This window comes from Mycobacterium sp. IDUB_21, assembly GCF_055419425.1.
The window spans coordinates 76,490-89,928 of the sequence record NZ_JBVAXQ010000018.1 but is presented as its reverse complement, the minus strand read 5'-3'; the positions used below and the strand labels follow the sequence as shown (position 1 = coordinate 89,928).

General features: G+C 67.9%; 15 protein-coding genes. 7 read left to right on the top strand and 8 right to left on the bottom strand.

Annotated features, from left to right (window positions below; all coding sequences use genetic code 11):
* Positions 1-227 precede the first annotated feature (227 nt).
* The 3 genes from ACZYY4_RS21520 to ACZYY4_RS21510 all read right to left on the bottom strand — a co-directional run bounded on the left by ACZYY4_RS21520 (position 228) and on the right by ACZYY4_RS21510 (position 4,588).
* Complete coding sequence (locus ACZYY4_RS21520) at positions 228-890, bottom strand: hypothetical protein (protein WP_463812083.1); 663 nt, start codon at positions 888-890, stop codon at positions 228-230.
* Between the two features lie 534 nt (positions 891-1,424).
* Positions 1,425-2,594: a class I SAM-dependent RNA methyltransferase gene (locus ACZYY4_RS21515; RefSeq protein WP_463812082.1), complete on the bottom strand. Its 1,170-nt coding sequence runs from the start codon at positions 2,592-2,594 to the stop codon at positions 1,425-1,427.
* On the bottom strand, positions 2,591-4,588 hold the full coding sequence (locus ACZYY4_RS21510; protein WP_463812081.1) for an APC family permease: 1,998 nt from the start codon (positions 4,586-4,588) through the stop codon (positions 2,591-2,593). The genes ACZYY4_RS21515 and ACZYY4_RS21510 overlap by 4 nt, the downstream gene beginning before the upstream one ends.
* 103 nt (positions 4,589-4,691) lie before the next feature.
* Here ACZYY4_RS21510 and ACZYY4_RS21505 point away from each other — a divergent pair, with 103 nt between their 5' ends.
* Positions 4,692-5,360 carry a potassium channel family protein gene (locus ACZYY4_RS21505; RefSeq protein ID WP_463812080.1) on the top strand — a complete coding sequence of 223 codons (669 nt, stop codon included), beginning with the start codon at positions 4,692-4,694 and terminating at the stop codon, positions 5,358-5,360.
* A complete protein-coding gene (locus ACZYY4_RS21500; RefSeq protein ID WP_463812079.1) occupies positions 5,357-6,019 on the top strand; it encodes a potassium channel family protein in 663 nt (220 codons plus the stop codon). Before ACZYY4_RS21505 ends, ACZYY4_RS21500 begins: the two co-directional genes overlap by 4 nt.
* Here the strand turns inward: ACZYY4_RS21500 and ACZYY4_RS21495 are convergent.
* Complete coding sequence (locus ACZYY4_RS21495) at positions 6,005-6,685, bottom strand: DUF3159 domain-containing protein (protein ID WP_463812090.1); 681 nt, start codon at positions 6,683-6,685, stop codon at positions 6,005-6,007. The genes ACZYY4_RS21500 and ACZYY4_RS21495 overlap by 15 nt on opposite strands.
* Before the next feature lie 29 nt (positions 6,686-6,714).
* The gene (locus tag ACZYY4_RS21490; protein ID WP_463812078.1) at positions 6,715-7,086 is read right to left on the bottom strand and encodes an OB-fold nucleic acid binding domain-containing protein; all 372 of its coding nucleotides are present in this window, start codon (positions 7,084-7,086) and stop codon (positions 6,715-6,717) included.
* Positions 7,087-7,191: 105 nt separating this feature from the next.
* Here ACZYY4_RS21490 and ACZYY4_RS21485 point away from each other — a divergent pair, with 105 nt between their 5' ends.
* Entirely contained in the window at positions 7,192-7,896 is a 705-nt protein-coding gene (locus ACZYY4_RS21485) for an alpha/beta hydrolase (protein WP_463812077.1), read from the top strand.
* Between the two features lie 52 nt (positions 7,897-7,948).
* Here the strand turns inward: ACZYY4_RS21485 and ACZYY4_RS21480 are convergent, their stop codons facing one another.
* Both ACZYY4_RS21480 and dut read right to left on the bottom strand, forming a co-directional pair.
* A complete protein-coding gene (locus ACZYY4_RS21480; RefSeq protein WP_463812076.1) occupies positions 7,949-8,722 on the bottom strand; it encodes a DUF3710 domain-containing protein in 774 nt (257 codons plus the stop codon).
* Positions 8,723-8,757: 35 nt separating this feature from the next.
* A complete protein-coding gene (dut, locus tag ACZYY4_RS21475) occupies positions 8,758-9,222 on the bottom strand; it encodes a dUTP diphosphatase (protein ID WP_463812075.1) in 465 nt (154 codons plus the stop codon).
* 25 nt (positions 9,223-9,247) lie between these two features.
* Between dut and ACZYY4_RS21470 the strand changes: the two genes are divergently transcribed.
* On the top strand, positions 9,248-9,733 hold the full coding sequence (locus tag ACZYY4_RS21470) for a DUF3093 domain-containing protein (protein ID WP_463812074.1): 486 nt from the start codon (positions 9,248-9,250) through the stop codon (positions 9,731-9,733).
* 13 nt (positions 9,734-9,746) lie between these two features.
* Here the strand turns inward: ACZYY4_RS21470 and ACZYY4_RS21465 are convergent, their stop codons facing one another.
* The gene (locus ACZYY4_RS21465) at positions 9,747-10,049 is read right to left on the bottom strand and encodes a DUF4193 domain-containing protein (protein ID WP_013829371.1); all 303 of its coding nucleotides are present in this window, start codon (positions 10,047-10,049) and stop codon (positions 9,747-9,749) included.
* Positions 10,050-10,225: 176 nt separating this feature from the next.
* Between ACZYY4_RS21465 and cei the strand changes: the two genes are divergently transcribed.
* The 3 genes from cei to ACZYY4_RS21450 all read left to right on the top strand — a co-directional run bounded on the left by cei (position 10,226) and on the right by ACZYY4_RS21450 (position 13,432).
* On the top strand, positions 10,226-10,876 hold the full coding sequence (cei, locus tag ACZYY4_RS21460; protein ID WP_463812073.1) for an envelope integrity protein Cei: 651 nt from the start codon (positions 10,226-10,228) through the stop codon (positions 10,874-10,876).
* 19 nt (positions 10,877-10,895) lie between these two features.
* The gene (gene ppgK / locus ACZYY4_RS21455; protein WP_463812072.1) at positions 10,896-11,714 is read left to right on the top strand and encodes a polyphosphate--glucose phosphotransferase; all 819 of its coding nucleotides are present in this window, start codon (positions 10,896-10,898) and stop codon (positions 11,712-11,714) included.
* Positions 11,715-11,899: 185 nt separating this feature from the next.
* Positions 11,900-13,432: an RNA polymerase sigma factor gene (locus tag ACZYY4_RS21450; RefSeq protein ID WP_463812071.1), complete on the top strand. Its 1,533-nt coding sequence runs from the start codon at positions 11,900-11,902 to the stop codon at positions 13,430-13,432.
* Positions 13,433-13,439: the final 7 nt, after the last annotated feature.

The window sequence follows — 13,439 nt, the reverse complement described above, 5'->3', positions numbered from 1 at the left end:
CTACGATCACAGGCACACCCCACCGAAGGCGGGGTGATTCAAGGAAATCAGTCCCCGGACTTACCGGGACGGCTCACTGGGTCATGGATCTCCGCTTCCTACCGCATGGTCACATCGTGATTCGTTCGCCGTGACCGGACCGCGTCACAATCCCTGCCGGTTGAACTCCGTGAGACGGGATTCGCCACAGACGGTGCCGTCGATGCACGGCGCGTAGCACCCTTCGCCTACTCCGAGTCCTTCGGTGGAGCCGCCGGGTTCTCGTTCTGCCGATCTGACACGTTCACGTCCGGTTGAGGATCCGATGGTGCTACCGGTTCTTCGGCAGGTGAATCGGCCACGATCTTCTCACCGCCATCCGGCACGTACACCTCCGCCGGCTCGGCAACGGATTCCGGTTCGGCCGGCAGTTGCCGGACCGGGACACTCTCCGGCGCCGTGTACGGATGAATGGATGACACCTCCGCAGCGGTAATCTGCTGCGGACTGATTTTACGCTGCCGGTCTAGTTCGACCGCCGCATATTCGGAATAGAATTCGCTCAGCTCAGAGATAACACCTGACCCGCCAGGCGCTTCTGCCGTTGTGTTCCGATACGGCAGATGTTGTGCCGGGTGCCGATCGGGACCACCGGCGGCGGGCTCGGCCGCCACGGTGGCGTGCCCCTGCCCATCGGGACCGGCGTCGGCGGGCTCGGCCGCCACGGAGGCGTGCCCCTGCCCGCCAGCACCCGACTGAGCCGTCGTGGTCACACCACCCGCCACCGAAAGCGGTCCGTCAGGACCGAACCCGGGCCCGCCGGCAACAACGAACACCACGGTTACGCAGGCGTTTACGGCGATTGCGACCCGCCTGGCGCGGGTGGCGCCAACCGACTGCAGGGCAGCCATCCGACCCGTCGCCAAGACGCCTCGAAGCAACCCGTCGGTCCGCTTCGACTCGATTCCCGCGACCGCTACATCCGAAACGACCTGAACCACGTCCGTACCCCCTCGGGCCTTCGATGCATGGCGAGCCCTCGGTGCGGGCGGCATGACGTGCAACCCATGGCGCCCGCGCTGTTGCTTGGCGATCATATTTCCGGTCAAGGCGCCGCGCATTCGCATAGTCTGAACCAGCCCCGTGTTGACGTCAATAAGAGAGAGATGCAGGTAACTACCTCCATACAACACATGGAAGGCATTCCAACCGGCGATTCATCTCGTTTTGGAGAGATTTACAAATTCGCTCATTAATCGTATAAAATTCTCCAAATGAGAATCGCATTGCCATTGATAATGGCGGGCGACTCACGGTGGACGCAAGCCCGAACCAGGGCGCGTCGCACACGCCCGCCGGCCGCACCACCCCATGCTCGCGGCACTGCATCCGCGGGGCCCACGGCGGCTGCCGGTTCGCCCCCGTGGTGCGGGGCTGGCACCCGGTCAGCGGATTAGCAGCGCCACGCACTCCACGTGATGGGTGAGCGGGAACGCATCGAACACCCGGATCTGCTCCACCGCGTAGCCGTGCCCGCGGTACAAGCCGATATCGCGAGCGAAAGCCGCTGCCTCGCAACCGATGTGCACGATGCGAGGTACGCCCGCCGCCGCCAGCAGGTCGATCACCTCGCGCCCGGCACCGGCCCGCGGCGGGTCCAGCACGGCGACATCGGCACCGGTCCGCGCGTCGCTCAGCACCCGGCGCACCGAGTCGGTGCGCACCGACACCTGCGGCAGATCGGCGAGTGCGGCCCGGGCGGCACCCGTCGCGGCCCGCGAGGTGTCGACGCTGACCACCCGGCCGGACTCCCCCACCGCCTCGCCCAGGGCCGCGGCGAAGACCCCGGCCCCGCCGTAGAGATCCCAGGCGGTCATGCCCGATTCCGGCTGCGCCCAATCGGCGATCAGCGCACTGTAGAGCGGGGCCGCCCGCCGGTGCGCCTGCCAGAACGCGGTGACCGGGATCTGCCAGCGCCGCCGGCCGACCCACTGGGTGGCGTGATAGTCGCCCTCGACGACCTGCGGCCGATGACCGCGGCCGGTGCTCACCACATGCCGGACGCCGTCGTCGTCGGCCACCACGTGGACGTGATCGCCGGGCTGCCAGGCCTGCTCAGCCAGTCCCTTCGTCATCCCGGCGGGCAACTGGCCGCACTGTAGGTCGGTGACCAGCTCCTCGCTGTGGTAACGGTGAAACCCGGCCCGCCCGTCGGCGCCGACCGCCAGACGCACCCGGCTGCGCCAACCGGTCGGGCCGTCCTCACCCAACGCTTCGGCCTCGCCATGCCAGTCGTGCCCGCCGAGCCGCGCCAGCTGGTTGGACACCACCTCGCCCTTGAGCGCACGCGCCACGGCCGGATCGGCGAACCCCAGATCGCAGCAGCCGGCGCCGTCGACGCCGGCGATCGGGCACAACGAGGCGACCCGGCCGTCCGCCGGTTCGAGCACCTCGACGCACTCGGCCTGCCAGTAGGAGTCGCGCTGGCTGGTCACCCGAGCCCGCACCTTCTCCCCCGGAAGCGCATAGCGCACGAACACCACCCGGCCGTCATGGCGGGCCACACAACTGCCCCCGTTGGCCGGTGGGCCGACATCCAGAACCAGCTCGGTCATTCCATGAAGCCCCGTCGGGCGTCACCCGGGGCGTGGTGCGGCGCCAGCACTTTGCGCCGCTCCGAGGAGTTCAGCTGCCAGGGCACCGAGGTCACCATCACCTGCGGCATGAACAGCAGCCGGGTCTTGAGCCGCAACGCACTCTGATTGTGCAGCACCTGTTCCCACCAGTGGCCCACCACGTATTCGGGTATGTAGACGGTGACCACGGTGCGCGGCGACTCCTTGCTGATGCGTTTGACGTATTCAAGCACCGGCCGCGTGACCTCACGGTATGGCGAGGCGATCACCTTGAGCGGCACGGTGATGTCGCTATCCTCCCACTCGCGGACCAGTGCGCGGGTCTCGGTGTCGTCGACGCTGACGGTGATCGCCTCCAGGGCGTCCGGGCGCGTCGCCCGCGCGTAAGCCAGCGCGCGCCGGGTCGGCAGATGCAGCTTGGACACCAGCACCAGGGCGTGGTTGCGGCTGGGCAGCACCGCCTGGTCCTCCTGGGCGGCGGACTGTTCGGCCAACTCCTGGCTGACGGTGTCGTAGTGCCGGCGGATCAGCTTCATCAGGGCGTACAGGGCGAACATCGCCACGATCGCGATCCAGGCGCCGTCCAGGAACTTGGTCAGAATCACCACGATCAACACCGATCCGGTGGCGACGAACCCGATCGTGTTCACCACCCGCGAACGCATCATCTTGACCCGGGCCTGCCGGTCGGTTTCGCTGCGCAGCAACCTGTTCCAGTGCCGTACCATGCCGATCTGGCTCAATGTGAACGAGACGAACACTCCGACGATGTAGAGCTGGATCAGTGCGGTCACCTCCGCTCCGAATGCCACGATGAAGGCGACGGCCACCACGGCGAGGAACACGATGCCGTTGGAGAAGGCCAGCCGGTCACCTCGGGTGTGCAACTGGCGCGGCAGATACCGGTCCTGGGCCAGGATCGACCCCAGTACCGGAAAGCCGTTGAACGCGGTGTTGGCGGCCAGCGCCAGGATCAGCGCGGTGACCCCGGCGATGATCCACAAACCGGGTGGGAAACCGCGGAACACCGTCTCGGCCAGCTGAGCCAACAGGGTCTTCTGGTCGTAGTCCGCCGGCGCCCCGATCAGCTGTTCGTGCGGGCGCGCGGCGATCTTCACCCCGGTCTGGCCGGCCAGCACGATGATGCCCATCATCAGTGTCACCGCGATCACACCGAGCATCAGCAAGGTGGTGGCGGCGTTGCGCGACTTGGGTTTGCGGAACGCCGGGACTCCGTTGCTGATCGCCTCCACGCCGGTCAGCGCCGCACAGCCCGACGAGAACGATTTCGCCACCAGGAACACCAGGGCCAAGCCGACCACCTCACCGTGGGTGGAATGGATCTTGAACGACGCCGACTCGGCCTGCAACGGGTGACCCAGTACGAAGATCTGGAACAGCCCCCATCCGAGCATGGCGAACACGCAGATCATGAACGCATACGTCGGGAATGCGAAAGCAGTACCCGATTCCCGGATGCCGCGTAGGTTCGCCGCGGCTACCAGGACGACGGTCCCCACCGCGAACACGACCTTGTGGTCGGCGATGAACGGTATCGCAGATCCGATGTTGGCGACCCCGGCTGAGATCGAGACTGCAACGGTCAGCACGTAATCCACCATCAATGCACTGGCCACGGTCAGGCCCGCTCTAGCACCGAGGTTGGTGGTGACCACCTCGTAGTCACCGCCGCCCGAGGGGTAGGCATGCACGTTCTGGCGGTAGGAGGCCACCACCGTGATGAACACGAACGCCACCGCCAGCCCGACCCACGGCGTCATCCGGTAGGCGGTGATGCCCGCCACCGAGAGCACCAGGAAGACCTCTTCAGGCCCGTAAGCCACCGACGACAGCGCGTCGGAGGCGAACACCGGCAGCGCGACACGCTTGGGCAACAGTGTGTGACTGAGCCGATCGCTGCGGAACGGTCGACCCAGAAGCAACCGGCGAGCAGCGGTGGAAATCTTCGACACGAGAGCCAAGGGTAAGCCAGGCCGGCGCTGGCGGTAGCGTTCACCACATACGGGCACAACTGCAGTCGATAGCCAGCCGAAACCAGCCGAAAGGACCCTGCACGTGCGGGTAGTTGTGATGGGATGCGGCCGGGTGGGCGCCTCGGTGGCCGACGGACTGTCCCGGATCGGCCACGAGGTCGCCATCATCGACCGCGACACCACCGCGTTCAACCGGCTCAGCCCGGAATTCAACGGCGAACGGGTGCTGGGCATGGGCTTCGACCGCGACGTGCTGCTGCGCGCGGGCATCGAAGAGGCCGGCGCGTTCGCGGCGGTGTCCTCCGGCGACAACTCCAACATCATCGCCGCACGACTGGCCCGCGAAACGTTCGGCGTGGCGCGGGTCGTCGCCCGTATCTACGACGCCAAACGGGCCGCGGTCTACGAACGCCTCGGTATTCCGACCATCGCCACCGTGCCGTGGACCACCGACCGACTGCTCGACGCCCTGACCCGCGAAAGCGAGACCACCAAGTGGCGTGACCCCACCGGCACCGTCGCGGTCGCCGAGGTCGCGCTGCACGAGGACTGGATCGGCCGCCCCGTCACCGACCTGGAGGCGTCCGTCGACGCACGGGTGGCGTTCTTGATCCGGTTCGGCACCGGCATCCTGCCGGTGCCCAAGACGGTCATTCAGGCCAGCGACCAGGTCTACATCGTCGCGGTGTCCGGCCGCGTCGCCGAGGCGATGGCGATCGCCGCGCTGCCCCCTAGCGAGGACCTGCAATGAAAGTCGCGGTGGCCGGTGCCGGCGCCGTCGGCCGGTCGATCGCCCGCGAACTGCTCGACAGTGACCATCAGGTGACGCTCATCGAGCGCAACCCGGAGCACGTCGACGTCGAGGACATCGCCGATGCGCAGTGGCATCTTGGCGACGCCTGCGAGCTGACCCTGCTGGAAGCGGTGCACCTGGAGACCTTCGACGTCGTCATCGCCGCCACCGGCGACGACAAAGTCAATGTGGTGCTGTCGCTGCTGGCCAAGACCGAGTTCGCGGTGCCCCGGGTGGTGGCCCGGGTGAACGATCCCCGCAACGAATGGTTGTTCACCGACGCCTGGGGGGTGGATGTGGCGGTGTCCACGCCCCGCATGTTGGCCTCGCTGGTCGAGGAGGCCGTCGCGGTCGGGGATCTGGTGCAGCTCATGGAGTTCCGCAAGGGTCAGGCCAACCTGCTGGAGATCACGCTGCCCGACGACACCCCATGGGGCGGCAAGCCGGTGCGCAAGCTGACGCTGCCACGCGACGCCGCGCTGGTGACGATCCTGCGCGGGACGCGGGTGATCGTGCCACAGGACGACGAGCCCCTCGAGGGCGGCGACGAGTTGCTGTTCGTCGCGTCCGCCGGCGTCGAGACCGAACTGCGCGAGCTGCTGCTACCGGCGCACTGACCGGGGTTCGCGGTCGTCTTCTTCGGCGGGCCGCTCATCGAGCGTCCGCTGCACGTATTTGACCGCCAAATAGGTCACCAGTGCCGCCAGCGCGGTCAGCGGCCAGCCCATGGCGATCCTCGTCACCCCCAGCCAGCCGGTCTCGTCGGCGTTGTACAGCAGCCGCTGCACCACGAAGCGCGAACCGAACACCAGCACCCAAGTCAGCGTCGCGGCATCGTAGGCGTAGATCGCCGCCCGCCGCTCACGCCAGGCCATGCCCTGCCCGCTGGCCCAACTCCAGACGTAGCCGACCGCCGGGCGACGGATCAGCATGGATCCGGCGAATACCAGCGCCCAGACCAGCGACGTCCAGATCCCGAGCAGGAAATAACCCTTGGAGTCGCCCATCAGATAGGCGATCAGGGCGCAGACGGCCACCCCGAAGAATCCCGACACGGCCGGCTGGGTGGTTTCCCGGCGGATCAGTCGCCACACCAGCACGGCCGCGGCCACCCCCAGGGCAGCCATGACGGCGACCCGCAGCCCGAAGAAATTGGAGGCCGGCACGAACACCACGATCGGCAGTGACGAGTAGATCAGCCCGGCCACCCCGCCGATCTGGTCCAACAGCCGCTGCGGGCCCTGCGCGTCCCGGGCGCCCTGGACTCGATGGTCCTCGGTCATTGCGTCGCCGGCCTGATGGTCTCCGGCGATCACTGCTGGATTTCGTAGTGCGGGTTGTAGATGGCTTTGCAGCCGCTTTCGAGTTTTCCGAGCCGGCCGTGCACCCGCAGCGTTCGGCCCGAATCGATTCCGGGAATGCGGCGCTGACCCAGCCACACCAGCGTCACCGTGTCGGTCCCGTCGAACAGCTCGGCGCGGACCCCGCCGACGCACCCCTTGGCGTTGGCTTCCACGCTGCGCAGCACTCCGACCATGGTGACCTCTTGGCCGCGTTCGCAGTCGATGGCGCGCTGGGCGCCGGTGTTAAGCGCCTCGTCGGACAACTCCTCGACATCACGCAGCTCAGGATCTTCGGTCAGTCGCCGAGTCAGCCGGCGCAGGTACCCCTTGGGCGCAGCCATTGCCCTCTCCCTCAATCGTGTGCGCACGCCACGGTAGACCTGTTGATTACCTAATGCCAGACGACCGGCCTACGGCGTCGTTGCAACACCCGGCACGATCAAGGGGTGGCATTCGATCTGCACGGCGCAACGGCCGTCCTGCTGCCGGGAACCGGATCCGACGACGACTACATCCGCCGGGCGTTTTGCGACCCATTGCGGCAGGTGGGCGTTGAATTGATCGCGCACCGACCGCAGCCCGAACACCTCATCGAGGGCTATCTGGCGGCGCTGGACGACGCGGCCCGATCCGGCCCGATCATCGCCGGCGGAGTCTCGATCGGCGCGGCGGTGGCCACCGCGTGGGCGCTGCGACATCCCGGGAACGTGATCGCGGTGCTGGCCGCACTGCCCGCCTGGACGGGCGGCCCCGAAGCCGCACCGGCCGCACATGCCGCCCGCCACAGCGCCGAACAGCTGCGCCACGACGGGCTGCCGGCCGTGGTGGCCCAGATGCGGGCGTCGAGCCCGGCCTGGCTCGCCGAGGAGCTGACCCGCTCGTGGACCGCCCAGTGGCCGCAACTGCCCGACGCACTGGAACAAGCGGCGGCCTACGTCGCACCGACCTGCGCCGAGCTGGCGACCCTGCAGGTACCGATGGGCGTGACCGCGGCCGTCGACGACCCGGTTCATCCGTTGCAGACGGCCTCCGAATGGGTGAGCGCCGCTCCACGCGCGGCGCTGTGCACGGTGACCCTGGAACAGATCGGCGCCGATCCGGCCGCCTTGGGCGCCGCCTGCCTGACGGCGCTGGGAGAAGCTAGCCGCTAACCGCCGGGTTTGATGCGGCGGTCCAGCTTCGGCTCTCCTCCGTCGAGCCTCGCTAACCGCCGGTGATGGTGCGCAACTGCTGCATCGCGGAGCCCTCCACGCTGCGGCGACCGGTCGGCGCGGGCGGCGGTACATCCTCACCGCCGGGCGTGGCTCCCCCGGCCTGCTGCGCGGCGGCCTGCTGCGCCGCGGCGGCCCGCAACTGATCGGCCATCGGCTCGGGCAGCCGCACCGGCAACGGGGTACGCACCGGCAAGGGAGTGTCACCGCGACGGACCACGGTGTCCGCCAAGGCTTCCCGCGCCTGCACGGTGAGTGCCTCCAGCGACTCGTGTGGACCGTTGACCACGCAGCGCACCATCCAGCGGTAGCCGTCGACCCCGATGAACCGGACCGCGCCGGTCGCCGACCCGACCACCTCCCGGCCCCACGGCCCGTCGATGACGCTGACGCTCGCGGAGTCCTTACGCAGTGCGTCGGCCAGTTCGGCGGCCACCTCGCGCCAGAGCCCCGCCGACTTGGGCGCCGCGTAGGCGGCGATGTTGAACCGGCCGTTGGGCGTCACCAGCCAGACCGCGCTGGGCACGCCCGCCTCGCTCAGTTCGACCTGAACCTGGCCGCCCTGCGGCATCGGCACCAGCACCGAGCCCAGGTCGAGGCGGGCCGTCGCCGCCGCCTCCGGGTCGTCGAAATCCTCGATGTCGAACGGGCCCTCGAGCTCCTCGTCCGACTCCACGTCGAACTCCTCCAGATTCTCGGGTTCCGGTTCGGCGCGCGTCGGCTCGTCGTCGCCGATCTTGCCCTTGCCCCTACCGAATGCCATCACAGCCGCCCATCTTCATCACTCTGCCGTCCAAGCCGTCACAAACTCGCATGTCCGCCCGACGAGCCGTGTCCGTCGCCACCGCGGGTGGTCCCGGCCAGGCCGGCCTCGTCGAACGAGGCCACCTCAACCAGTTCGGGGAGCTCGACTCGCTGCAGCACCAGCTGGGCGATCCGGTCTCCCCGGTGGATCTCGATCGGGGTCGCCGGGTCCAGGTTGATCAATGCCACCTTAACCTCGCCGCGATAACCCGCGTCGATCGTTCCCGGACTATTGACAATCGAAAGCCCCACCCGCGCAGCCAAACCGGACCGAGGATGCACCAGGCCGACCATGCCGAACGGAATCGCCACCGCGATACCGGTGGGCACCAGGGCCCGGTGGCCCGGGCTCAGCTCGACATCGACCGCGCTGTAGAGGTCGACGCCGGCGTCGCCGGCGTGGGCACGACTCGGCAGCGGCAGATCAGGGTCCAGGCGAACAACCGCGAGACTGGGCGACACGAGGCGCAAGACTACTCTTAGCCGGATGTCGGGATCGCGCCTGAACCATCGGGCATCGCAAACCGTGCGGTACCGCGAGCAACTGTGGGTGCCGTGGTGGTGGTGGCCGCTGGGGTTCGTGGGCAATGGGCTGATGGCCTACGAGGTCCGGCTGGGCCTGCGAAGCCTGCCGGGCTGGCTACCGTTCGCCGTGTTCTTCGCGATCACCGTGGCCGCCTTGCTGTGGCTGGGACGCATCCAGGTGCACGTCACCGAAACGGGCGGCGAGGCGCAGCTGTGGGTGGGCGATGCGCACCTGCCCACGACCGTGATCGCCCGCACCGCCGAGGTTCCGCAGTCAGCCAAGTCCGCGGCGCTGGGACGCCAACTCGATCCGGCAGCGTATGTCGTACATCGCGGCTGGGTCGGGCCCATGGTGCTGGTCGTCCTCGATGATCCCGACGACCCGACGCCGTACTGGCTGATCAGCTGTCGCCATCCGCAGCGGGTGTTGGCGGCCCTGCAGGGTTGAGAGACCGTTCGGGTCAGGCCGCGCAGTCGGTGCAGATCATCACGCCGTTCTTCTCGCTGGCCAGGCGGCTGCGGTGCTGAACCAGGAAACAGCTCGAACAGGTGAACTCGTCGGCCTGCTTGGGGACGACGCGCACGGACAACTCTTCGCCCGACAGGTCGGCGCCGGGCAGCTCGAAGGATTCGGCCGACTCGGATTCGTCGACGTCGACCACGGCGGATTGCGCTTCGTTTCGCCTCGCCTTGAGTTCCTCAAGCGAATCCTCGGAAACGTCATCGGTTTCGGTGCGCCGCGGGGCGTCGTAGTCGGTAGCCATCGTTTTCTCCCCTCAGTCCCCTCGTAGCCCTTAACCCTGCGCGAGCTTTGTACCAGCGTCGAACGCATCCACCAAATGATTCGTGCCCGGAACCCGCTCTGATCAACTGTGATTTACGTCACATTATCTTCCTGACCACGGTGATCGTCCCCTACGGCGCCCTCTAGAGTGCGTACGTGGTCGCGCAAATCACTTCCGGTACCGAGTTCGACAAGCATGGTCTGCCGTTCCGGCGGCGCAACAACCGACCCGCCGCTTACGCCCTGGCCGCACTGGCTCTGTTGACCGCCGTGGCGTGGACGGTGGCACTGACCAGACCGGCCGATGTTCACGAGGTCGCGGTGTGCAACGCGCCGTCGGCACCCACCGAGCCGGGCCAGCCCCGACTCGGCACTCAGGTGCCGCGGGCCTCGATGGTCGCCACCACCCCGGCGCGACTGGCCGACATCAAAGCCCGGGTCCTCAACGCCAGCGGCCGGGCCGGACAGGCCGCCGACGTCGCCGACGCCCTGCGCGACGACGGCTTCGCCCAGCCGACCGCCGCCAACGACCCGGTCTATGTCAACGACCGGCTGGACTGCCACGGCCAGATCCGCTTCGGTGAGGCGGGTAAGGCCGCCGCGGCGGCCCTCTGGCTGGTGGCGCCGTGCACCGAACTGTTCCGCGACGACCGCGGCGACGACTCCGTCGACCTGGCGGTCGGAAGCGACTTCGTCAGCCTGGCTCACAGCGACGACATCGAAGCGGCGCTGGCCGGCCTCCGCCCGGACGCCACCGGATTGCCCGACCCGGCGCTGCTGACCAAGATCCATTCCGGCACCTGCTGACGACCCGCCGAGGAGATCCATGACCAGTCCCGACTCGACCGATGTCCCGCCCGTGGCGCCCGCCCCAGCGAGCGACGGCGCCAGACCGCAACGACGGGGCTTCGGCGTCGACGTCGGCGGCAGCGGCATCAAGGGCGGCGTCGTCGATCTCGACACCGGTGCGCTGATCGGCGAACGGTACAAGCTGCCCACGCCGAGCCCCGCGACACCGGAGGCGGTCGCCGAGACCGTCGCCGCGGTGGTCCGGGATTTCGGCTGGACCGGCCCGCTGGGTGTCACCTATCCCGGCGTGGTGGTCGACGGTGTCGTGCAGACCGCCGCCAACGTGGACAAGTCCTGGATCGGGGTGAACGCGCAAGCGGCGATCGCAGCCGCCCTCGACGGCCAGCACGTCGTGATCCTCAATGACGCCGACGCCGCCGGACTGGCCGAAGAGCGGTACGGGGCAGGCAAGGACAACACCGGTGTGGTCGTGTTGCTCACATTCGGGACCGGGATCGGCTCGGCGGTCATCCACAACGGGAAGCTGCTGCCCAACACCGAGCTCGGACACATCGATGTGGGCGGCAAGGAAGCCGAGCACCGGGCCGCCGCGTCGGTCAAGGAGAAGAAGAAGTGGGGCATGAAGAAGTGGTCCAAGCAGGTGACCAAGGTGCTGGTGGCCATCGAGAACGCGCTGTGCCCGGACCTGATCATCGTGGGTGGCGGCATCAGTCGCAAAGCCGACGAGTGGGTGCCGCTGCTGGGCAACCGGACCCCGGTGGTCGCCGCGACGCTGCAGAACAGCGCGGGAATCGTCGGGGCCGCGATGGCGTCCACCACCGACGTCACCCGATGAATTCCGCCCGCTCAGCGATTGCCGCCTTCCGCTGTCGTTACAATGGTCGACGGCGGCCGCCTAACAACCGATAGCGGCGACTATCCCAGTTGATCATCCAACTGATATAGAGCCGACATTCGATATACCCGACACTTTCGGTGGCGCACGACCGTGCGTCCCGAAAGTCAAGTCCGACCGAAGGGGTGGACGTGGCAGCGAGCAAGGCAACGCCGGCGACTGAGGAGCCGAAGAAGCGCAGTGCCACCAAGGCACCCGCCAAAGCCGCCACCAAGTCGACTGCCAAGGCCCCCACCAAGACCCCGGCCAAGAAGGCCGCGACGAAGGCCACCGCGCCGGCCAAGAAGGCCGCCGCCCCGGCCAAGAAGGCCGCCAAGACGACGGCGCGCCCGGCGACCAAGAGTGCCGCCGCCAACAACACCGACGACGGCGAGACCAAGCCCAAGACCCGGTCGACCCGGGGCCCGGCGAAGAAGGCCGACGCCGCCAAAGCCGGCAAGAACGCCGACCTTGCGACCGAGGAACTGGACACCGATACCGAGCTGGACGCCGAACCCGGTGCGGACGACATCGATGACGCCGACGTGAGCCTGGACGAACTGGAGGACGACGCCGAGGCGGGTTCCGAAGGCGACGGCAACGCCGCGGCGCCCGCTGCGGCGGCCGCCGAGGGGGCCGGCGACGACGACGACGAGATCACCGAGCCCACCGAGAAGGACAAGGCCTCAGGCGATTTCGTCTGGGACGAAGAGGAGTCCGAGGCGCTCCGTCAGGCCCGCAAGGATGCCGAGCTCACCGCGTCGGCTGACTCGGTGCGCGCGTACCTCAAGCAGATCGGCAAGGTGGCGCTGCTCAACGCCGAAGAGGAAGTCGAGCTGGCCAAGCGGATCGAGGCCGGTCTGTTCGCCACCCAGAAGGTGGCCGAGCACACCGAAAAGGGCGAGAAGTTGGCCGTCGCCTACCGGCGCGACATGGCCTGGATCTGCCGGGACGGCGACCGGGCCAAGAATCACCTGCTCGAAGCCAACCTGCGGCTGGTGGTCTCGCTCGCCAAGCGTTACACCGGCCGCGGGATGGCGTTTCTGGACCTGATCCAGGAGGGCAACCTCGGTCTGATCCGCGCGGTGGAGAAGTTCGACTACACCAAGGGCTACAAGTTCTCCACCTACGCCACCTGGTGGATCCGGCAAGCCATCACCCGCGCCATGGCCGACCAGGCTCGCACCATCCGTATCCCGGTCCACATGGTCGAGGTGATCAACAAGCTCGGCCGCATCCAGCGGGAGCTGCTTCAGGATCTGGGCCGCGAACCCACTCCTGAGGAACTCGCCCGGGAGATGGACATCACCCCGGAGAAGGTGCTCGAGATCCAGCAGTACGCTCGGGAGCCGATCTCGCTGGACCAGACCATCGGCGACGAGGGCGACTCGCAGCTCGGCGACTTCATCGAGGACTCCGAGGCTGTAGTAGCCGTCGACGCGGTGAGTTTCACCCTGCTGCAAGATCAGCTGCAGTCGGTCCTCGAGACCCTCTCGGAACGCGAAGCCGGCGTGGTGCGGCTGCGGTTCGGGCTCACCGACGGCCAGCCGCGCACCCTCGACGAGATCGGCCAGGTCTACGGCGTCACCCGCGAGCGCATCCGGCAGATCGAGTCCAAGACGATGTCGAAGTTGCGGCACCCCAGCCGCTCGCAGGTCCTGCGCGACTACCTCGACTAGCGGCACA